This is a genomic window from Pseudomonas putida S13.1.2 (genome assembly GCF_000498395.2).
In the GTDB taxonomy this organism is placed as follows: domain Bacteria; phylum Pseudomonadota; class Gammaproteobacteria; order Pseudomonadales; family Pseudomonadaceae; genus Aquipseudomonas; species Aquipseudomonas putida_Q.
The window spans coordinates 1,996,540-2,017,270 of the sequence record NZ_CP010979.1; the positions used below are offsets into that span (position 1 = coordinate 1,996,540).

The 20,731-nt window shown below is 62.8% G+C and carries 20 protein-coding genes; 3 read left to right on the top strand and 17 right to left on the bottom strand.

All coding sequences use genetic code 11. From position 1 onward, the window contains the following. Positions 1-217 precede the first annotated feature (217 nt). Both N805_RS09025 and N805_RS09030 read left to right on the top strand, forming a co-directional pair. Positions 218-1,711: an aldehyde dehydrogenase family protein gene (locus tag N805_RS09025; RefSeq protein WP_028613870.1), complete on the top strand. Its 1,494-nt coding sequence runs from the start codon at positions 218-220 to the stop codon at positions 1,709-1,711. A 153-nt stretch (positions 1,712-1,864) separates the two neighbouring features. Next, complete coding sequence (locus tag N805_RS09030) at positions 1,865-3,178, top strand: hypothetical protein (protein ID WP_028613869.1); 1,314 nt, start codon at positions 1,865-1,867, stop codon at positions 3,176-3,178. A 109-nt stretch (positions 3,179-3,287) separates the two neighbouring features. Here N805_RS09030 and N805_RS09035 read toward each other — a convergent pair whose 3' ends face one another. Genes N805_RS09035 through N805_RS09050 form a run of 4 tightly spaced genes read right to left on the bottom strand, consistent with a single transcriptional unit; the run spans position 3,288 to position 8,886 of the window. Beyond that, positions 3,288-4,580, bottom strand: coding sequence for an NAD(P)/FAD-dependent oxidoreductase (locus N805_RS09035; RefSeq protein ID WP_028613868.1), 1,293 nt, complete (start codon positions 4,578-4,580; stop codon positions 3,288-3,290). Further along, complete coding sequence (locus N805_RS09040) at positions 4,573-5,250, bottom strand: peptidase S8 (protein WP_028613867.1); 678 nt, start codon at positions 5,248-5,250, stop codon at positions 4,573-4,575. Before N805_RS09040 ends, N805_RS09035 begins: the two co-directional genes overlap by 8 nt. Then, entirely contained in the window at positions 5,240-6,973 is a 1,734-nt protein-coding gene (locus tag N805_RS09045; RefSeq protein WP_028613866.1) for an ABC transporter ATP-binding protein, read from the bottom strand. The genes N805_RS09040 and N805_RS09045 overlap by 11 nt, the downstream gene beginning before the upstream one ends. 2 nt (positions 6,974-6,975) lie before the next feature. Then, positions 6,976-8,886, bottom strand: coding sequence for a sigma-54-dependent Fis family transcriptional regulator (locus N805_RS09050; protein WP_046811311.1), 1,911 nt, complete (start codon positions 8,884-8,886; stop codon positions 6,976-6,978). Between the two features lie 410 nt (positions 8,887-9,296). Between N805_RS09050 and N805_RS09055 the strand changes: the two genes are divergently transcribed. After that, positions 9,297-10,076 carry an IS110 family transposase gene (locus N805_RS09055; protein WP_230685711.1) on the top strand — a complete coding sequence of 260 codons (780 nt, stop codon included), beginning with the start codon at positions 9,297-9,299 and terminating at the stop codon, positions 10,074-10,076. Positions 10,077-10,777: 701 nt separating this feature from the next. Here N805_RS09055 and N805_RS09060 read toward each other — a convergent pair. The 13 genes from N805_RS09060 to N805_RS09120 all read right to left on the bottom strand — a co-directional run bounded on the left by N805_RS09060 (position 10,778) and on the right by N805_RS09120 (position 20,731). Beyond that, positions 10,778-11,014, bottom strand: a complete 237-nt coding sequence (locus tag N805_RS09060) for a hypothetical protein (protein WP_028613865.1) — start codon at positions 11,012-11,014, stop codon at positions 10,778-10,780. A 343-nt stretch (positions 11,015-11,357) separates the two neighbouring features. Further along, positions 11,358-12,443: a hypothetical protein gene (locus N805_RS09065; RefSeq protein ID WP_196305299.1), complete on the bottom strand. Its 1,086-nt coding sequence runs from the start codon at positions 12,441-12,443 to the stop codon at positions 11,358-11,360. A 638-nt stretch (positions 12,444-13,081) separates the two neighbouring features. Next, on the bottom strand, positions 13,082-13,867 hold the full coding sequence (locus N805_RS31250; RefSeq protein ID WP_080956791.1) for an RHS repeat-associated core domain-containing protein: 786 nt from the start codon (positions 13,865-13,867) through the stop codon (positions 13,082-13,084). A gap of 334 nt (positions 13,868-14,201) precedes the next feature. Next, complete coding sequence (locus N805_RS09075) at positions 14,202-15,053, bottom strand: CsgG/HfaB family protein (protein ID WP_016499464.1); 852 nt, start codon at positions 15,051-15,053, stop codon at positions 14,202-14,204. Between the two features lie 33 nt (positions 15,054-15,086). Next, positions 15,087-15,500 (bottom strand): curli assembly protein CsgF, encoded by a 414-nt coding sequence (locus N805_RS09080; protein ID WP_016487339.1) that lies wholly within the window; start codon positions 15,498-15,500, stop codon positions 15,087-15,089. Continuing rightward, complete coding sequence (csgE, locus tag N805_RS09085; RefSeq protein WP_028613863.1) at positions 15,497-15,898, bottom strand: curli production assembly/transport protein CsgE; 402 nt, start codon at positions 15,896-15,898, stop codon at positions 15,497-15,499. The genes N805_RS09080 and csgE overlap by 4 nt, the downstream gene beginning before the upstream one ends. Beyond that, positions 15,895-16,422, bottom strand: coding sequence for a type II secretion system protein (locus tag N805_RS09090; protein ID WP_028613862.1), 528 nt, complete (start codon positions 16,420-16,422; stop codon positions 15,895-15,897). The genes csgE and N805_RS09090 overlap by 4 nt, the downstream gene beginning before the upstream one ends. Then, positions 16,397-16,771 (bottom strand): type II secretion system protein, encoded by a 375-nt coding sequence (locus N805_RS09095; protein WP_012272103.1) that lies wholly within the window; start codon positions 16,769-16,771, stop codon positions 16,397-16,399. Before N805_RS09095 ends, N805_RS09090 begins: the two co-directional genes overlap by 26 nt. Positions 16,772-16,776: 5 nt before the next feature. Continuing rightward, positions 16,777-17,256: a type II secretion system protein gene (locus tag N805_RS09100; protein WP_028613861.1), complete on the bottom strand. Its 480-nt coding sequence runs from the start codon at positions 17,254-17,256 to the stop codon at positions 16,777-16,779. Next, a complete protein-coding gene (locus tag N805_RS09105) occupies positions 17,253-19,118 on the bottom strand; it encodes a secretin N-terminal domain-containing protein (RefSeq protein WP_028613860.1) in 1,866 nt (621 codons plus the stop codon). The genes N805_RS09100 and N805_RS09105 overlap by 4 nt, the downstream gene beginning before the upstream one ends. Continuing rightward, positions 19,115-19,639 carry a hypothetical protein gene (locus tag N805_RS09110; RefSeq protein ID WP_028613859.1) on the bottom strand — a complete coding sequence of 175 codons (525 nt, stop codon included), beginning with the start codon at positions 19,637-19,639 and terminating at the stop codon, positions 19,115-19,117. Before N805_RS09110 ends, N805_RS09105 begins: the two co-directional genes overlap by 4 nt. Further along, complete coding sequence (gene pilO, locus N805_RS09115) at positions 19,639-20,202, bottom strand: type 4a pilus biogenesis protein PilO (RefSeq protein WP_028613858.1); 564 nt, start codon at positions 20,200-20,202, stop codon at positions 19,639-19,641. Before pilO ends, N805_RS09110 begins: the two co-directional genes overlap by 1 nt. Continuing rightward, positions 20,189-20,731, bottom strand: coding sequence for a pilus assembly protein (locus N805_RS09120; RefSeq protein ID WP_028613857.1), 543 nt, complete (start codon positions 20,729-20,731; stop codon positions 20,189-20,191). The genes pilO and N805_RS09120 overlap by 14 nt, the downstream gene beginning before the upstream one ends.

The window sequence follows — 20,731 nt, forward strand, 5'->3', positions numbered from 1 at the left end:
CTGTACCTGTGGGAGCGGGCAAGCCCGCGAAGAGGCCGGGACATCCACTGTTGCACCACCGTCTCACACCGTCTCAATGTGCAACAGCGCACGCCTGCAATCACAACCTTGCACCCAGGAAAAACCGAACACCTTCAATGCCTTGCGGCCGTCTGCCCACTTTGGCACGCCCATTGCGCCAGTGCCCTTCACTCCCAATGACAAGAGGCACAGCCCCATGCTTTCCGATCTGCCCATCCTGCCCGCCACCCGCGCCTTTCTCGAGCGCAAGCTGAAGATGCGCATCGGCGCCGACTGGCAGGACGCCGCCAGCGGCCGCACACTGTCGTTCCGTAACCCGGCCACCGGCGAAGTGCTGGGTGAAGTGCCCGCCGCCGACGCCGAGGATGTCGACCGCGCCGTGCGCGCGGCACGCCAGGCCTTCGACGATTCGCCGTGGAGCCGCCTGCGCCCACGCGAACGGCAGAACCTGCTGTGGCGCCTGGCCGACCTGATGGAGCGCGACGCCCGCCAGCTGGCCGAGCTGGAATGCCTGAACAACGGCAAGAGCGCCGCCGTGGCCCAGGTGATGGACGTGCAACTGGCCATCGACTTCCTGCGTTATATGGCCGGCTGGGCTACCAAGATCGAGGGTAGCACCGTCGAAGCCTCCATGCCGTTGATGCCCAACGACCAGTTCCACGGCTTCGTGCGCCGTGAGGCTGTCGGCGTGGTCGGCGCCATCGTCGCCTGGAACTTCCCGCTGCTGTTGGCCTGCTGGAAGCTCGGCCCGGCCCTGGCCACCGGCTGCACCATCGTGCTCAAGCCCGCCGATGAAACCCCACTGAGCGTGCTGAAGCTGGCTGAGCTGGTGGACGAAGCTGGCTACCCGGCAGGCGTGTTCAACGTGGTGACCGGCACCGGCCTGAATGCCGGCGCCGCGCTCAGCCGCCACCCTGGCGTAGACAAGCTGACCTTCACCGGTTCCACCGAGGTTGGCAAACTGATCGGCAAGGCGGCCATGGACAACATGACACGGGTCACCCTGGAGCTGGGCGGCAAGTCGCCAACCATCGTCATGCCCGACGCCAACCTGCAGGAAGCCGCTGCCGGCGCAGCCACCGCGATCTTCTTCAACCAGGGCCAGGTGTGTTGCGCAGGCTCGCGGCTGTATGTGCACCGCAAGCACTTCGACAACGTGGTGGCCGACATCGCCGGCATCGCCAACGGCATGAAGCTGGGTAACGGGCTGGACCCGGCCGTGCAAATGGGCCCGTTGATCTCGGCCAAGCAGCAGGACCGCGTCACCGGGTATATCGAGCTTGGCCGCGAACTGGGTGCGACCATTGCCTGTGGCGGCGAAGGCTTTGGGCCGGGTTACTTCGTCAAACCCACGGTGATCGTCGATGTCGACCAGCGCCACCGCCTGGTGCAGGAAGAAATCTTCGGGCCGGTGCTGGTGGCGATGCCGTTCGATGACATCGACGAAGTGATCGGTATGGCCAACGACAACCCCTATGGCCTGGGCGCGAGCATCTGGTCCAACGACCTGGCTGCGGTGCACCGCATGATCCCGCGTATCAAGTCGGGTTCGGTGTGGGTCAACTGCCACAGCGCGCTGGACCCGGCGCTGCCATTTGGTGGCTACAAGATGTCTGGCGTGGGTCGTGAGATGGGCGCAGCGGCCATCGACCACTACACCGAGCTCAAGTCAGTGCTGATCAAGCTCTGATCTTCTGCCTGTACCGGCCCTATCGCCGGCAAGCCAGCTCCCACAAGTACGGCACAGGACCTGAGGGCAGTGGATACCTGTGGGAGCTGGCTTGCCGGCGATAGGGCCGGTACAGGGAATACAAAACAACAATAAAAACCATGGAGCAAAACCATGAGGCACACACTCGCCTGCACACTGGCCCTGCTGTTAACCGCACCCGCCAGCCAAGCCTACGAGCTGTACAACCAAAATGGCACCACCCTCAACGCCGACCTCGAAGCCCTGTTCGGCACGTTCCACAGCGACGAAAGCTTCAACCAGGCCGGCAACCGCCAATCCGGCAGCACCGCCTGGCAGGAGGGTTACGTCAAATATGGCCTCAGCGGCAGCCAGGGCCTTGCCGACAGCGGCGCCCTCTACGGCGCCTTCAACCTGCTCAGTTCCGCCACCTGGGGCGATGGCGACGCCGCCGGCCTGACCCTGGGCGATGAGCGTCGCACCGCCATCGAAGACCTGTACCTGGGCTGGCGCTCGGCCAACCTGTTCCCGGCGCTGGGCGAGGACGGCGTGGACATTTCTGGCGGCCGCCAGGTGGTGACGCTGGGTGACGGCTTCCTGATCCAGGGCGACCCGGTCAACCTCGGCAAGGTCGACCTGGGCGCCAACTTCGACCGTGGCGGTGCCTACTACCTGGCTGCCCGCAAGGCCTTCGACCGCACCGCCGTGCTGCGCCTGGGCGGCAAACAGGGCTGGCGCGGCGACCTGATGTGGCTGAAGTCCGACAACCACTACCAGGCCGACACCTCCCTGGCGGTGGCCAACCTGGAACACGTCGCCGATACCGGTACTGTCGGCCTGAGCTGGATCCGCGCCCTGGACGTGGACCAGCGCTACGCGCAGATCATGGGGCTTGAGCACCGGGACGGCATGGACACCGCCAGCCTGCGCGGGCGCGGCAACCTGGGCGTGAAAGACCTCGAGCTGGCTGCCGAGTACGTGACCCAGGACAAGACCGGCGGGCGCGAGAATGCCTGGTACCTGGAGGGCAACTGGACCTTCTCCGAGCTCCCCTGGTCACCCACCGCCACCTACCGCTACAGCCGCTTCTCCGAAGGTTTCGACCCACTGTTCTACGGCCTTAGCCGAGGCTATGGCACCTGGTTCCAAGGTGAAGTGGCAGCCAACTATGCCGGGCCGTTCAACAAGAACAGCCAGGTGCACCACGTGGCGCTGAAAGGCAAGCCGCGGGACAATCTCACCCTCGGCGCGCTGTACTTCGACTTCGACACGCTTGACACCGACCGGGGCAACCTCGGCGGGCGTGAGCTGGACCTGTATGTAGAATGGATGGTCAACGACCACTTGCTGATCAGCCCGTTGGTGGGGTTCTACAAGCCTGAGCGCAGTGCGGCCAATGGCGGCACGCAGCTGGGCAGCCGTGACACCGGTACCTATATGCAGTTGATCGTCGGAACGTTCTTCTGAATTAAAAGATTTGCGGTTGCCCCGCAGCCCCCCGCGACACAAGACGCCTCCGTGGTCCCTGTAGGAGCGGCCTTGCGTCGCGATGGGCCGCAAAGCGGCCCCGGCAATCTCAAACCAACCCCTGCTCCGCCAACCACCGCCGCACCATCCTCTGCTGTTCACCCGCAAGCCCCGACAACACTGCCTCAACAGGCCGGCCACTACGTATTTCCCGCACCACTGGCGCCAACTCCACGCCCTGCAAATGCCACACCCCCAACGGCTGATCCGCGGTTACCACCACCTCGGCCGCATCCACCAGCCCATCACGCAGCACCGGCCGCCGCTCAACCCGTACTGCTTGCCAGTCAGCCGCCTGATGCAATGGCTGCGCATCGGGCCAGCCCTGGCGCCTGGCCCAGAACGGCTGCCCCGCCCGCCCCTGCTCCTGCCCGTAGAAATCCCGCCCGATACGGGCAAAGCGCAAGAACAGCTGCTCGACCCGCTGCTGGTGAAACTGGCGCGCCAACGCGGCCCGTTCAGGCCTGCGCAGCAACGTATTGATCACCACCGGTGCCTGTAACGCCGAAGATAGCGACTGGAAGATACCGTTGCCCGACAGCGGATCCACAGCCATCGCGGCATCACCCACCCGTATCCAGTCCTGCCCGACACATTCGCCCGCCAAAATCGCCGTACTGCTGCGCGCATGCACCTGCGCTGGCACCCGCGCCCGCTCATCGAACAGCTCGGCCACCAGCGCACTGCTGGCACGCCGCGCCGCGCAGTAATCCGCCAGGCCAGCCTTGCCCGGCAGCCCTCCGGCGTCCAAGGTGGCTTGCCAGTAGCAGCGGCCATCTTCCAGGCGCGCCATCCACGCCCAGCCATCCTCCAGGCTTTCCACTGCCGACGCAGGCGCCCCGGGGCTACCCTGCCAGACATTGAGCAGGCTGACCGTTTCCGGCCCGCGCAGGCGGTCCGCAGCCAGCGGTGCCTGACGGCCGCGGGCCTCGACGAGGAAATCAGCGATCAGTACCTGACTATCCTCCAGACAAACTTGATGACAGCCCTCGTGCACGACATCGCGCACCCGCCCCTCGACCACACTTACACCTGCACGCTGAAGGTCGTCGCGCAGCGCCCGGTCAAACCGTTGCCGATCCAGCAGAAATTCCTGGTTCATTTGCAGGTGCTGGCCGTTCCAGTGCACCTGCCGGGTGGCTGGCATGGCCGCCTGGTTCAAGGCCCCGCCAAGGCCCGCATGCCGCAAGCCCTCCAGCACCCTTTGCGAAACGCCTTCAACTGCCGCGAAACGGCGCCACTGCGATACCACCGTCACCGTGTAGCCCAACCGCCGCAGGCCAATGGCCGTGGCGGCACCCGCAGGGCCGGCCCCCAGTACCACAATGCGCGGTTCAGGCATGGCTGGCACCTCGTCGCTCAGGGCCGGTGAACGCTGCATTGCTGCGCAACCAGTCGTGCACCTGCTGACGGTTCATACCCGGCTCCTCACGCGTCAGCGCCGCGATCCTGCCGCTCAAGGCTGCGCAGCCCAAACTCGCGCCCGCCCTGCCCCCGGCCCCGACATAACCGCCAAAGTCCGCTTGCCGGGTGCCAAGCCAGGACCACTGCCCAGGCGCGCAACGGGCATCACCGGTAACCCGAATTACCCCAGGGTAGCTGGCCGGGTACACAGGCCCACCCTGCGCCGGGCTGGATGCACACAACAGCACACCCGCAGCCAAGGCTTCAGCGCAAGCCTGGTGCAGTACAGGCCGGTCCTGCTGCAAGCCCAGGCTGAGATTGATCAGCGTTGCCCCCGACTCCACCAGCCACAACAGCGCGGCAGCAACCTGTAACGCACTGGTGCTGGCCTGGGCGCCGAATACCTGGGCCACCAGCAACGGCACTGGTCCAGCCTCGCGTCGCAAGCCTGCAAGCACTGCACTGCCATGCCCTAGCTGGTCGGGCAGCATTTCGCCTTCACGCAGCTGGCCGCCTTCCAGCCAGAAACGGCGGGCGCCAAGCAAACCGCTGGCCTGCTCCGGCGAGCAGCCGCTGTCGATGATGCCAACGCACACGTCAGTGCCCATGCTTTATCACCTCCTGCGGCAGCACCTGCAACTGGCCATCATGCAGTTGCAAATGCAGGTCTGCATCGGCCAGTGTCGAAGCACGGTGGCTGATCAGGATGCGCGTGCGACCGGCAAACAGCTGATCGATGGCCGCGATCACTTCGCGCTCGGTGGCTTCATCCACTGCCGAGGTGGCCTCATCCAGCACCAGAATCGCCGGGGCCTGCAGCACCGCACGGGCGATGGCGATGCGTTGCTTCTGGCCGCCGGACAACTGCTGGCCACGCTCGCCCAGCAGGCCGTCCAGGCCCAACGGCAGGCTTTCGACCAGGCTGTCCAGCCGCGCCAGGCGCACCACCCGCTCCAGCTCTGCACGGCTGGCATCCGGCACGCCGTAGGCAAGGTTTTGCGCCAAGGTGCCACGGAACAGCACGATGTCCTGGCTGACCACCGCGATACGTCGACGCAGCGCGGCCAGGTCCAGGTCGCGCAGGTCGGCGCCGTCCAGCAAGATGCGCCCGGCGTCCGGGTCATAAAAACGTTGCAGCAGGTCGATCAGGGTCGACTTGCCCACCCCCGAAGCACCGCTGATGGCCACCTTGAGCCCGCCTGGCACGCATACCTGCACGTTGTTCAGCACGGCGCCCTGCCGCCCTTCATGAGCAAAGCTCAGCGCCTCCAGGCGCAATTCGCCCGGCCCGTCGGGCACGGGTTGCGGGTTGGCTGCCGGGCGCACGGCCACGGCCTCTCGCTTCAGCTCCATCACCCGCCCCAGGCTCACCGCCATGCGCTGCACCGCCACGTAAAGGCCCAGCAGGCTCTGCACCGGGCCTACTGCCATGCCCATGTAGGTGGAAAAGGCGATCAGCGCACCCAACTGCCAGGTCCCCTGGATCACCCACCAGCCGCCGACCAGAAATGCGCAAGCGCGGCACCAGGAGGTGAGCGTGCCGGGGATGGCCTGGGTGAAGAATTCGGTCACCTGCACCTTTAACAGCTGACGCATGTAGCCTTGGCCAAGCTGGTCCAGGCGCCCTGCCTCGCGGCCTTGCTGGCCGGCCGCCTGAATGAACTTCATTGCTGGCAAGGTCTCGACCAGGAACGACGACACATCCGCCGAACGCTCGCGCAGGCTGCGCACTTCGCGCTCCACCTTGCGCCGCATCCAGCGCAGCCACAGCACCTCGATCGGCACCAGCAGTGCCAGCAACAGCGACAGCTGCCATGACAGCATCAGCATCAACGCCACCGCGCCCACCAGGCCAATGACGGCAGATACAGCCGAGAACAGCGAATCCACGGCAAAGCGCTGGATCTCCGCCACATCGCCATCCAGCCGCGAAAGAATGTCGCCCATGCGCCGCCGCCCATAGAACGTCGGCGACAACTGCTGCAGGTGGCGGTACAGGTCATCACGCAGGGCAAACAGGATGCGCCCCGACAGCCGCGTGTGCAGGTAGCGGTTGACGCCTGCCAGCACCGTACCCAACAGGCCCGCGCCGATCATGATCGCCGCCATGTGCCAGAGGGTCTGGTAATCCTTGGCCAACAGCCCCTCGTCAATCAGCGTCTTCACCAGCCAGGGCTGTGCCAGCGCCAGCAGCGAGGCACCCAGCGACAAACCGAGCAACAGCCCGATGGCGCTCCGATGCGGGCGTACGAAACCATACAGCCAGGCCAACGCCTGGCGCAGAAGTGCAGGGTCGCTGGAGTCCACCAGCCTTGCGAACAATCGGCCCATGGTTAGCCGCGCAACTGTTTGAGCTTGCGGTACAGCGTCGCCCGGCTGATCCCCAGAGCCTCGGCCGCGGCGGAAACGTTACCCTGGTGGCGCGCCAGGGCGCCGCGAATCAACTCCAGTTCGTTGTCCTTGAGGCTGCCGGAGGGCGCCGTGCCGCTGGCCAGTTCGTCCAGCAGGCAGTCGGTGAGGTGGTCCAGGGTCAGCACCTGCTCGCCGTCCTCGCGCATGGCCAGCGCTGTGCGCACTACCATTTCCAGCTGGCGAATGTTGCCCGGCCAGTCGAAGCCTTCGAGCAATGTGGCCAGAGCCGGGTCCAGAGTTATACCGCGGGCACCGGCCTTGTCCAGCAGGCCCTGGATGATCTCCGCAAGGTCATCACGCTCGCGCAGCGCCGGCAAGCGCAGTGATACGCCATTAACCCGGTAGTACAGGTCTTCGCGAAAATGCTGTTCCTGCACCAGGCGTTTGAGGTCGCGGTGGGTGGCGCAGATCAGCGCCACATCAATGTCCTGCTCGTCGCCGGCACCCAGCGGCGCCACCCGGCGTTCCTGCAATACCCGCAGCAGGCGCGCCTGCAAGGCCAGCGGCATGTCGCCGATTTCGTCAAGGAACAACGTGCCACCATGGGCCTGCATCAGCCGCCCGACCATGCCGCCCCGGCGGGAGCCTGTGAAGGCGCCCTCGCGGTAGCCGAACAGCTCGGACTCGATCAAACCTTCGGGGATGGCCGCGCAGTTCACGGCCACAAACGCTTTGTCAGCGCGCGGGCTGGCCTGGTGCAGGGCCCGGGCGACCACTTCCTTGCCGGTACCGGTCTCGCCCAGCAGCAGCACCGGCAGGCCATTGCCCAGCCCCTGGCGGGCCATGCGCAGGTTGCGCGCCAACCGTGGGTCAGCACCGGCCAGGGCGTCGAGTGCCGGCGACTGCTTGCCCAGCGTCGGCTTGCTTGCCGGCGTGCTGCCATTGACCCGGCCATGGCGCGGTAACTGCAGAGCACGGAAGAAGAACTCGCCCTTGGCCGTCTGCACACTGCTCACCCCACCCTGCCACAGGCGCGCAATAAACGCAGGTGACCGCTCGCCGAGCAGGTCAGTGCTGCGCCGGCCAACCAGCTCGTGGCGCGGTACCTGCAACAACTGGCATGCACTGTCGTTGGCAGCCAGCACCTCGCCATCAAGGCTCAGCGCCAACAGGCCATGCCAGGCGCTGTTGAGGTATTGCGGGCGGCTGTGGAAGGCCAGCACCAGTTTCTCTGGGTGGCACAAACCAAACATGCGGCTCTCGATGTTGCCGGCGGCCAGCATCAGTGTCGACAGGCTGTCCTGCGGTTGCGCCATCACCCCTTCGCGGGTGATGTCGAGCACGCCGATCACCTCGCCACGCGGGTCACGCAGGGGTACAGAGGTGCAGGAAAACGGGCTGAGGCGGTCAAGGTAGTGTTCGCCGCAGTTGATCAGCGTCGGCCGGCCTTCCACCACGGCGGTGCCGATGGCATTGGTGCCGCGCAGCGACTCGCTCCAGCAACTGCCCGGGTGCAGGTCGCGCAGGCCCTCGCGGCTGAGCACGTGGGTCTGGCCCTCGATGGCCAGCACGTTGGCCTGGGCGTCGCCGAGGATGACGATGCCGGCCTTGCCCTGGCGTGCGACCAGGTAGTCCAGTTCCGGGGTGACGGCGTCGACCAGCAGGCGATTGCGCTCCAGCAGCATGCGCAGGTCGTGGCCCTGCTCCAGCCCCAGGCCGACCTGTTCGCCCTGCAGGCAATCCAGGCCATGGCCCAGGCTGCGGCGCCAGGACGCGTCGATCTCGTCGCGCAGCATGCCCAGCGGCAGCTCGCCTTCGCTGGCCAGCTTCAGGCGGGCCTGGCGGGATTCGTGCAGCGGGTCGTGGGCGTTTGTTATGAGTTGTCGCGCCATTTTCTACTCCGGCTGTGCCCTGCAAGGTGGCGGGGTACGGGCTTGGGAATTTTTTGCAGTGTGCGGGAGAAAAGGCTGGGCGTCATCTGGTTGATGGGTTGAGGGGGGTGTCATGGATCGCCGGGTGTTCGGCTGAGGTTTTGTGTGGGCGCATGAATCGAGCGCCGCCCGCGCGGCGCATCGCGACGCAAGGCCGCTTGTGTCTTGAGGGGTGATTAGAATCTGGAGTGAGAGCGGTGAATGGCAAGCTGAATGCCGGAGGTGCCTTGAGCACGTGTGGGAGCACAAGCTGCCATTCACCGTTCCACTTTGGCGAGAGCCCGAACAGTTGGATGAGGGCGTAATCTCGAACCACAAGCGTGGGCCAAGCCAAAGCTCTCTCACACTGTTAAGTCTAGGAGGTTTTGGCGATGGCTTCCTTCTTGGGTATCGATGTTTCCAGTCTTTCCCTTGATGCACTGGTGCGGCCCCAGGGCATCAAGATCAGCGTGCGCAACGATCCAGCGGGCTTTGAGGAACTGGTGAAGAGCCTTCGAGGGCTCAGCATCAAGCGCGTCTTGCTGGAATTTACAGGCGGCTACGAGCGTGATGTCATGCGCTTTCTCCAGGACGCCAGCTACAAGGTCATACGCGTGAACCCCAAACGAGCCAGATCGTTCGCGGATTCCTTGGGTATCAAGGCCAAGACCGATGCCATCGACGCCGCAGTGCTGGCCCATTTCGCTGAGGTCATTCCAGACAAGCCAACCCTGAAGACAAGCCCTGAAAGGGCCCTGTTACGGGAACTCCTTCAGCAGCGTGATCGCTTAGTCCAACAGCGAGATGACGACCGGCGGCGCCTGAAGCAGGCTCAGTCAGCGATGGTCGCTATTTTCCTGAAAACCAATCTCCAGCACTTTGCCTCGCAGATAAAGTTGGTGGAGCAAGCGATCAAGCGGCAGGCCACAGTGCTCAACGATGAACGGATTGCCAAATTGGACGAAGTCAAAGGCATCGGGATGGTAACCGCGACCAAGCTGGTAGCGCTCTTGCCGGAACTGGAGCATGTGGAGTCCAGGGAAATAGCCTCTTTGGTCGGTGTGGCCCCCTTCAATCACGACAGCGGAAAGTCCGTGGGCAAGCGCTTTATTTCAGGAGGCCGATTTGAGGTCAGGCGTGCGCTGTACATGGCGTGCCTGGTGGCGGTGTAACACAATCCAACGCTCAAAGCCCGATATGAGGCGCTGCGTGGGCGGGGGAAACTTGCGAAGGTTGCGCTTGTGGCCTGCATGAGAATCTTCATCGTGCGTCTCAACGCGATGTTCAGATCGGGCACGCCGTGGCGGGATGACTTACCGCAGCCCTGAAAACATGGCGCAGCTCAAATCAGTGTGGGAGCGGGTTTACCCGCGAAGAAGCCACCGCCGTGGATGGCACGGGCTTCGCCCGTGTTCGCGGGCGAGCCCGCTCCCACAGTGATCGCGCTCGCTTTCAGATGTTTTGCAATTCAGTTGCCCCGACAGATACTGCATAAACCTGAAGTCTGCGCGGTACCTGTGGGAGCGGGCGTGCCCGCGAAGAGTCCAACGCGGTGCATGGCACCGGCTTCGCCGGTGTTCGCGGCTAAAGCCGCTCCCACAGTGATCGCGCTAGCGCTTAGGTGTTATGCAAGACAGTTGCTCCCACATTTGTTGCAACGTGCCGAACCTGTGGGGGATGGGTTGCCGGCCTTGCTCGTTACCTGAAAACTGGCGCTGCCCTGTAGGAGCGGCCTTGTGTCGCGAACGGGCTGCAAAGCAGCCCCGGCGATATGTGCATCATGGCTGACATTCCGGGGCTGCTTTGCAGCCCGCTCGCGACACAAGGCCGCTCCTACAGCGACCGCGTGATCTCAAGATCGGCGCTGTATTTTTTAAAGTGGGCTAGCCAGCCCTCTCACAGTCAACTGTTGCCCCTCCACCCCATCCAGCAACGCCTCCACCACCGCCTTGGCCGAATCCAGCCCATGGTCGTTGCTCAACAGCAGATCACGACATGTCCCCTTGGCCAGTTCCAACGCCTTGAGGTTGGTCGCAAACGCCCCTTTCAGCAGCGTGGACAGGTGCACCAGCGCATCTTCGTAGTCCACTCCCGAACGTACGGCAAACAATGGCGGGTGGCTGCATTCACAGGTGGAAAAACTGGAGGCCGCTGTGGTGGCGCGAACGGGAGGATCAGGTAAGCCTTTTGTCATTGTGTCGCTCCTTGATTCACTGGAGCCGCCACAAATCGCTACCAAACGAAAGGGTGACGGCTGTACGCAGGTTGGTAGACCGGGAATCAAGGAAACCGGCGCGCACGGAGGCGCCCTACGCACAGCCGCCATAAAACGAAACAGCCGGGCACAAAAAAGCGCCAACTGTATCGCAGAGCGGGCGCTTGTGCGCCTTGATTGATCGCGGGCTACCAAACCCGGCTGCTGGATTGACAGCAGCGGGCAAAGACTACCGGGGTCAGGGAAGGGTTTCAAGCTGAGGGCATGGGTAGTAACACTTCTGTTGGCCGCACCGGCTGCTTCGCGGTCTTTCCCACGGTGCGACCAACATAGTTGAACCTTGGAACTTCAGATGTTTTCCGCTTATCGAGCTTTCACCGCCCCCGTGCGAATCGTCGCTGACTTCGCCCATGCCATGCAATATGAACGTCGACCCGTCAACTTTGAATTCCTTTCGCTCACCGGTCTGCTCGGATTCAAAATCAACGTCGGAGGTGACGACGGGTCGGCCCACCGCCTGGTCTTCCTCATCGTAGGTAAACTGCATGACCTGGTCCTTTGCCGTGGGAAGCTTGATTCGGATGACAGGAACCGCCTGGCCATAAGCTGCGTAATAACGGGCCTGGTCAAATTGCGCTAGCAAGCCCGCTTGCGTTTGACCCTCCACATAGAAAAATGCATACAAAGGCAAGTCTGCGCCCACGCCGACTTTCCAGACGGGAAGCAAAATCTCGTTGTAGCCAATCCACGCTTCTGCGCTCAGCCCCGCCCTGACTTTTATCGGCATCTCGAACCACTGCGCCTTCATGTTAGCGGGGGCTTCGCGCAGGTCCCATCCGCAGACTCGGGATTTCACGATGTCATCGTCGCTGTACGTTGCCAGCCACGCATCGGCATCCGTCACACCGACTTTCTGGCACGCATCGGTGGTGGCTTCAAACCCGTCATGCGGTCCGCATCCGTTCGCCGTATCGCGGTTGTCCGTTCCGCCATCGATTGGGAACGTGCACAACACTTCAAGATCGCGAATCTTGTTATGCGGGATGGCCTGGAGTGGCGGAAACAAAAAACCATTGAAGCGTTCCGCCGCCCTGCCGAAGTTGGTATCGCGGCGCACCCAGGAAAACGCGATGGCGCCTTTGTCCAGGTGTTTCTGGCTCGGGCCCCAAGGTAGAAAGTCTGGGCTGAAGCCTGTGGCACGCATTTCGATACCGCTGCATAGGTTACTCGGTTTATCAGGCCCGCCGCAGTCTTCGGTGACGGAATCATACCAAACCTTGAGTTGCGCGATTGCCTGCTCCCCGCGCTCGTTCAGCGCGGTCAACTGCTGTGATTTGGCTGTTTCACTTATCAATAACTGGGTCTATGCGACTGGGCGGGGGGCCTGCACAGAGGGCGTATGCGCCCCGCAACCGACCAAACTACCAAGGATTAAAAATAGCAGCCACATTCGAGTCATCATCAACGAGCACCTTTCCCAATTCATCTCAGCCCGCACATTGAGATATGTGCCGGGGGAGTTGATGCTATTTGCTCACAGTAAAAAAGTGGCGGCTACTAGCAGTTTTATCAGGTCATGGTCATGTCGTTAGCGATTCGGCGATGATGAATATTCAGGATGGCACCTTCAACGGGTTCTTTGCGGGTAAACCTGGCCACAGGGTTAGCGTGACCTCAAGGGGTGCGCATTACCTGTGCATGGCATATCCATGCCTCAAGGTGCTACCGCGATCAGTCAACATGTGCTGCAGGCGCCTGAGGACGCCTCATTGCGCAAGGCGAGCAAGTAAGGTAACAGCTACATACGCAGCCTGATGATTCAGGGCGCGCATGCTGTCTTGAGTCAACTAAGACCTGATTCCGAATCGAAATCTGCGCACTATTTGGGCGTTGATGGACATCGTGACCACCCACCGAATGAGGTGTTCCATTATTAAACCAAGGGCAAGGGCCATTAGTTTGTCACCACCCCCTTTCCTTATCCCGGGCTTCCTGTCTAAAAAATGAGTCCCTACGAATAATAGGCATTTCTATTTCCGCCCGCACGACAACCTTCCCAAACAACCGACTGTCAACCATCATTGCATTTCCGATCCTACCATACCCGTTGTCGAAGCCCTTACGAAACATCAGGAACTCTCTCTTTTCCGCGTACACGCCATAAACATGCGGCGTGAGACCTCTGGCTTCAGCAAAACCAGCAGATTTTGCAGCCAATTGAAATTTGTGAGCAAAATAAAATCCTTCCCCCATCAGTGCCTGACCGCTAGCGCTACCAGAGAATTTTGAGCTTAGCCCAGCTTCTAGCGAATCCTTGTGTTCAAGCGCGCCCCCGTGGTAGCCAATCAACGAATAGCCTTCAGGCACTGTTGTAGGCCGCTTAGCGGGTGAGGCAAGGGATAGCGAAGGAGATGCTTTCCTAGAACATCTAAATAAACCTGCAAAAAACCTTCCTATTCTAGAATGCCCTTCCGGATCTTGAAAGTTTACAGGATCCCCGAGGCAGTACACATATGCATTTATCCCACCAACAGAAAATGGGCTAACATTGTCCGGGCTATTGAACCGCATCAAGGATGCGCTGAACGCTCGATAGCCATTGCCTAATATATAAAATCCGCTTACCTGATCTATTCGCTCGCCATTAAAATTAAGCAGCCCTAGCCGATTCGAACAGTACCCATAAACCGAGTAAGCGGAATATTGTCGCAGCTTATTAGACACCACCATATTGATCACCTTTCTCATAGAGCGTCAACATACAAATTTCGCACCCGGCACTAGACTTAAACTTCAGCAATTCGAAACAGACGCGATAAAAGCGCACACCCACTCCCGCTCACGACTTGCTGACGGCAGGCCAACAGCCTGACGTCAGCCTGCGACCTTCTTCATAAGAAACCATACAGCCATCACATCCTGACCATCACTAGCCATTCACCTAGGGTAGCCGCCAGTCGAAAAAAACCAACTGGCAATTTTGATAATTGCACAAATCAAATTTCAGTCCATGGAAATTATCGACGCAGCCATTTGCCAATTGGTATATTGGGTCCCGAGGTCATAAGTCAGTGGTTACACCTCACGGCTGCTGATTCTGGCTCAGGTACTTGTCCACCGTAGCCTTGCCCTCCCCCGCATCGCCCGCCACCTGCCACAGCCGCCGTTCGATCCCTTGCGCCAGCAAGTGCCCTACCGCTGATTCAATCGCCGACAGCACGCACAGCTGCGCCGGTTCGTTGGTGGTATAGCCCACCTCGGCTTCGAGCAGCTTCTTGAACTCGATGAACTTGAACACCCCGGCGCTGCGGCCGACCGAGTAGATGGTCTTGCTGGTCATCACGTTGGCCAGCACCTGCCCGGTGCGCACGTCCACGGCGCGCAGGTTCACGGTTACCTGGTCCACCCGGTACTCGCGGGAAATATCGATACCCAGGTAGCGGGCACCCTCGCCGCCGCTGCGCACGTTGGTGTCATAGGCAATGATGCCGCCCTCCAGCATCAGGTTGGCGGCCTGCAGCGGGGGCAGTTCGCCCATGATGTTCTCGGCTACATCCGGCTTTTTCTGCGAAGCACGGATGATCTTGCGCTCGGTCAGCAGGTTCTGCAGCCCTTCACGCTCCAGCACCACGAACCAGCCGCTGGCACTCAGGGCGTCCATCAGCATGCTGGCCGCGCCCTGGGTGACGCTGGTGGAGAATGAACTGGCCGGGGTGGGCTTGTACTGCCCGGTCTGGTCGCGGAAACCATACACCACTGCCATCAGCCGGCCTTTGGGCCGTGGCATGTTGATCAGGTCGTAGTAGGTCGAGGCCCGGGGTGTCAGGGTCGGGGTTTCCGAGTCCTGTTCGGCCGACATGGGTTCGCGCAGGCTGCAACCAGTTTGCAGGCCCAGGGCGGTGAGGATCAGCAGCGTGCTCAGCAGACGTTTCATGGTGTTCTCTCCCCAACATAAAGCCCTTCCCTCTCAGGGGTTCAGGCCGCTGACCTCAATGATCGAAATCTCTCCTGTGGCACGATCGGTGACCTTGATGCTCAAGGCCCCGGAATCGTCGATGACGTCGATGAGAAACGCATCGGTCGCCATGCTGCCGGTGCTGCCGTTACTGATGTTGTCCAGCAACTGCGACAACATCCGCGACTCCAGCTGGTTGCTGAAGCGCTCCAGGGCCGTTGTGCCTGTAAAGGCCGAGGCACGGTCCTTGAGGTCGGGGTCGTCGTAGTCGTTCTGCGCCTGGGCATTGTTCAACAGCCAGGTGCCGTTCAACGGGTTGCCGCCAAAGGCCGGGTTGACCGGGGTGTACACCAGCTCGGTGGCCTGGGCAGCACAAGCGCTGGCCAGCAGGCAGGCGGCAATGCAACGTGGAATGCGGTGGTTCATAGCTCGTCCCTCTCCAAGTCGGTGGTGTCCTGTAGCAGGCGTTGCAGCTTGCGTTGAATGATTTGCTGCTTGACCAGGTCGGCGGCTGCCACGGCCTCGTCTTTGAGCTCGGTGGTGTTTGGTGGCAGGAAGCGGCGGTACATCACCTCACGCTCGAACTCCACGGTGACCAGGCTGCCCCAGCGGGCATCCGGGCGTTCGCGTACCACCAGGTTGAAGTCCAGGCGGCTGGTGGCACGCAGGCGGTCGGCGAAGTAGTAGTAAAAGTCGTGGCCGATGTGCGAAATGGTGTTATCAACGATAAAACCCTGCATCTCGTCTTCAACACCCGCCTTGGCCGAAGTGGTCACCCCCGCCATCAGCAGCAGGCACAGGCACAACGCAGCCAGGCGGCTCATGGCGTATCTCCCGGGCCTGCATGCGTCTGCACGCCGCCTGCACTTTCGGTAAACGCCTGCTCGGCAACAAACTGCCAGTCGCTGTAGTGCTCCAGGCCCTCGAAGCCGCTCCATTCGGCGCTGAAGCCACTGCGCTTGAACGGGGTGTCGTCCGAGCGGCTGTGCACGCCGGTGATGCGGCCGTCGATCGAGCGCAGCAGGCCCCACTCGTCGCTGTTGGTGAGGGGGTCGGGGTACAGCCTGCGAATGTGCCGCTTGGCCTTTGGAAAGCGGTTGTCCTGCAGCAGGTCGGCCAGCTCCTGCGGGTACTGGGCCAGGCCCGGCGAGGCACGGTAGTAGCTGCGCAGGGCCTGGGCGTACTGGCTGCCCACCCACAGCAACTGGCGCTCGCGATCACGCTGGGCGGCGCTGGCCCAGATCGTGCCAGTGGCGGCCAGGGCCACACTGCTGACCGCAATCAGCAGCAGCACGCCCAGGTAGGTGAAGCCGCGCTCGGCCTTACCATTCAGCGAAGAGGCTGCCATCACGCGCCCTCCCTGTGGCACCGCTTTTGATATCGGCCACGCCGCCGGCCACGCCCTCGGGCGGTGGCACCAGCTGCCAGGCATCGCTGCGCTCGGTGATCGGGTCGACCGGGGTGTTGCGCAGGTAGCGTTGCTCCACCAACTGCTCCAGCGAGTCCGGGTAGTGACCGGTGTCGCCGTAGTAGTGGTCCAGCGACTCGCGCAGCACCGCCAGGCTTTGGCGCAGGGTGGCTTCGCGGGAGCTTTCCAGGCTGTTGAAGTAGCGCGGCATGGCGATGGTCATCAGCGTGGCGATGATCGCCATGACCACCAGCAGTTCGATCAGGGTGAAGCCTTTGCTGCGTTTCATGGCTGTCACCATTGCCCGTAAGGGATGTTGTTGAGGCCTTTGCCGCGTGCCCTGGAATACACGTCAAACACGTCTTCGCCTTCACGCGGGCTGTCGGGGCTGCTGTCGTAGGCCCGCAGGCCCCAGGCGCCTTCGTCTTCATCCTTGGCCGCCACCAGCGGGTCATGCGGGATGCGTCGCAGGAAGTAGAACTTGGCGCCCTTGGCACTGCGCACATCGCGCACGCCGTCCACCAGCACCTGCAGGTTCGGCGGATAGCCGCTGGCATCCAGGCGCTTCTCGATGTAGCCAGCGTCAAAGGCCCGCTTGTAGGCGTCGATGGCATCGCGAATCTGGTACAGCGCCTCGCGCAGTTGCTGCTCCTTGCCACGGCGCACCACGGTTTCGGTCAGCGGCGCGGCCATGCTGGCCAGCAGCCCGAGCAGCGCCAGGGTCAGCACCACTTCGATCAGGCTGAAGCCCTGCACGTGGCGGCGGGCTTTCATGGCCGTGGGCTCCCGTTGGCCGGGGCGACCGCCATCTGGCTGTCCACCACGGGGGCGTCGGTGGTGGGTGCATTGCCGGGCACATCCATCGGCGGCAGTGGTGCCATCTGGCGCACTTGCATGGCCGACTCGGTGCCGGTGGAAAACTCCATGTCCGACGGGCTCTGGTACGGCAGGTTGCGCACAATGCGCGGGGTGATCGCCAGCACCAGCTCGGACTTGCTCATGTCGTCCTTGTTGCTGCCGAACAGCCGGCCCAGGCCGGGGATATCACCAAGGCCCGGGATCTTGTTGCCGCTGGCGTTGTGGTCGTTGCGCACCAGGCCGGCCAGCACCTGGGTTTCGCCATCGTGCAGGCGCAGAGTGGTCTGGGCATTGCGGGTATCTACCTGGACCGGGATGGTGCCCTGGCGGGTAGCCTCCAGCGGGGTGGCGTTGCTGACTTCCAGCGCCACCTTGATCGCCACTTCGTTGTTCAGGTGCACGGTAGGCTGCACTTCAAGCTTCAGGCCCACGTCCAGGTAGGTGACACTTTCGGTAATCACCGGGCCCTGGGTGGACGGCACCGAAGTGGCGCTGATGATCGGCACTCGCTGGCCGATGTGAATGCGCGCCTGCTCACGGTTGCTGACGCGGATCACCGGGCTCGCCAGGGTATTGATGTCCTTGTCCTGGGCATTGATCTTGGCCTGCGGGGCCGGCGAGATGCTGATGCGGCTGGAGTCGATGCCACGCAATTGGTCGAGCACGCTCACCGACTTGCCGTCGGACGTCAGCACGCCGAAGGTGTTGGGCCATTGCAGGCCAAGGTCGAGGATGCGCGAGGTAGCCACCTCCATCACCTCCACCTCCAGTACCACCTCGGGGTTGGACTGGTCTTGCGACTGCAGCAGCTTCTCGGCCATGCGCACGGCATCTGGGGTGTCGCGCATGGTCAGCGTATTGAGGCGCTCGTCGACAAACACGTCGCGGGTCTTGAGCATGGTCTTGACCATGTTCAGCGCGGTATTGGCGTCGATGCTGGTCAGGTAGAAGGTGCGCATGACCAGTTCCTGGTAGTCCTTGGTCTTCTGCGGCGAGTCGGGGTAAACCATCAGGGTGTTGTCGTTGACGATCTTCTGGCGCAGCTGGTTCTGCTCCAGCAGCAACGCCACAGCGTCCTCGATGCGCACTTCACGCACGAAAATGGTGGCTTTCATGTCCGGGCGCATGTCTTTGTCGAAGATGAAATTGATGCCAGCGACCTGGGACAGCACTTCGAAAATGGTCTTCAGGTTGGCATCGCGAAATTCCAGGGTGACCGGCCGATCCAGCTTGCTGCGCAGCTGCGGAAAGGGCTGCGCGGTGCGCGCCTGGACGTTCTCGATGTCGCTGCGCAGGGCGATGCCCTTCTGGTTTTGCGGGTCCAGGCGCAGCACTTCGCGCATGTAGCGCTCGGCGCCGAACAGGTCGCCCTGGCGCAATGCTGCCTGGCCCAGGGCCACGCGCTCGTCGAGGGTACGGATCAGCTCCAGCTGGCGCGTGCCCTCCTGGGCGCGGCGGTTGTTCGGCTCCAGGGTCAGCACCCGGCCATAGCCCATGCGGGCGTTGGCAAAGTCATGGCGGATGCGGTCGGTATCGGCCTGGGTCAGCAGTGCCTCCACGGCGGCCTGGCGGCTGTGGGCCAAGGCGATGTTCAGTTCGGTATCGCGCGGGTCATCGCGCAGGGCGTCTTCCAGCCGGGCGATGCCGGCTTCGTATTGGCCCTCCTTCATCAGTTGGTCGCTGTCCTTGCGTACCGCGCTGGAGCCGCAGCCGGCAATGGCCACGCACAACGCCACAAGCAGGAACGGAGCAGGCTTGCACAGCTTTGACGACTTCATGGTGCGCTCCCGACAGACAAGGTCTGCGACTGGTGCAAAGGCAGGTAGACCAGGCTCAGCTCGCTGGCCGATACCCGATCAAGGCGATAGGTGTCTTCAATGACGTCGCCCTGGCGCACGACGTAGAGTTTTTCGCCGCTCTGCAGGAAGATCTGCAGGTCGTCGTTGTTGCCCATGCGGCCGATGAACTGGAACGGCAGCTCCGGGGCGGTCGGCGCTGCGGCCACGATGGGCGCGACAGCCACGGGTTGTTCGGTGACGGTGGCCAGGGCTTGGGGTTTGGTCCATTGCTGGGTTGGGAACAGATCTCTGGAGGCCTGTTCCGGCCCTTTCGCGGCTAAAGCCGCTCCCACAGGTTCGGCGTTGCCCACAACTCCTGTGGGAGCGGCGGTGCGGCGATCCGACTTGCCCGCGAAGGCCGCGACGCTGTCTTCCTGGCCGAACCAGTGCCCTGGTGCCCAGGCGATGACTGCGCTCACGCCGAGGAAACCGGCCCAGATGACTGCACGTTGAGTGTTCATCATGACCTCGACAGGTAAAGGGTCATGCGCAGGCGGGCATTCAGCTCGCTGTCGCCGATGCGTTTGCGTTGCAGCTCGAGGTCTTCCAGCACAAGGGTGGGCAGCTGCTTCAGCAGGCCTTTGAGAAAGCCGCGAATCTGCGGGTAGCTGCCGCGCACTGGCAGCACGATCTGGTAGCGCGCCAGCTGGGTCTTGGGATCAATGCCCAGGGCATACTCACCACGCGCGAGGCTGATGTGCTCGGCGCTGGCAAGATGGTACAGGCGCTCGATCAGCTCGCTGGCCTGGGGCTGCCCCGGCAGTTGCTGGCGAAGGGTGTCCAGCGCCTGCTGCTCGGGCTTGACGGCGATCTTCACCTCGCCACGCCTGACTCGCTCGATTTGTACGCTGGCGTCCGCTTCAGTGGCGCGCAGCTCACGTACGCTTTGCCACTGCGGCAGCACCCCGGCGCACACCACGCCCACCGCCAGCAAACCCACGGCGGCGGCGGCCAGGCCAACCGGGCCGACGCGGCGCAGGCGTTCCTGGAGGATCAGGCTGTTCAGCGATTCAAGGGCGCGCATGGCCGGTCTCCCAGGTCGCAGTGAGGGTAAAGCGCACCGGGTGCTCAGGCTGCGCGGCCAACACCTCGTGGTTGAGCAGCGAGACATCGCTGAGCTCCGCGCTGGCTTCCAGGCGCTGGTGGTACTGCAACATCGCTTCCAGGTTGCGCGCTTCAGCGGCGATACGGACCTGGCCTTTGCGCGCGTCCGGGGTCAGGCCGAGCAGCGCGACATCGTCCTGCGGCAAGGCTTCGAGCATGGCGAACAGCTGCTGCCATGGGCGTTGCAGTTGTTGTGACACACTGCGCATTTGTGCCAGACGCTCGGCCTGCTCACGGCTGGCAGCAGTAGTTTGCGGGGCAGTGGTTGCCGGACGGCGGCCCAGTTGCAGCTCCAGGCTGTGCACGCTGGCCTCAAGGTCTACCTGCTCGGTCTGCAAGTTATGTTGCAGCAACACCAGGCCGGCGACGATGGCGCAGCCCAGGGCCAGCAGCGACCAGGCCAGCGGGCCACTGCGCCGGGGTTGGAATTCCAGCTCGAGGCGGCGCAT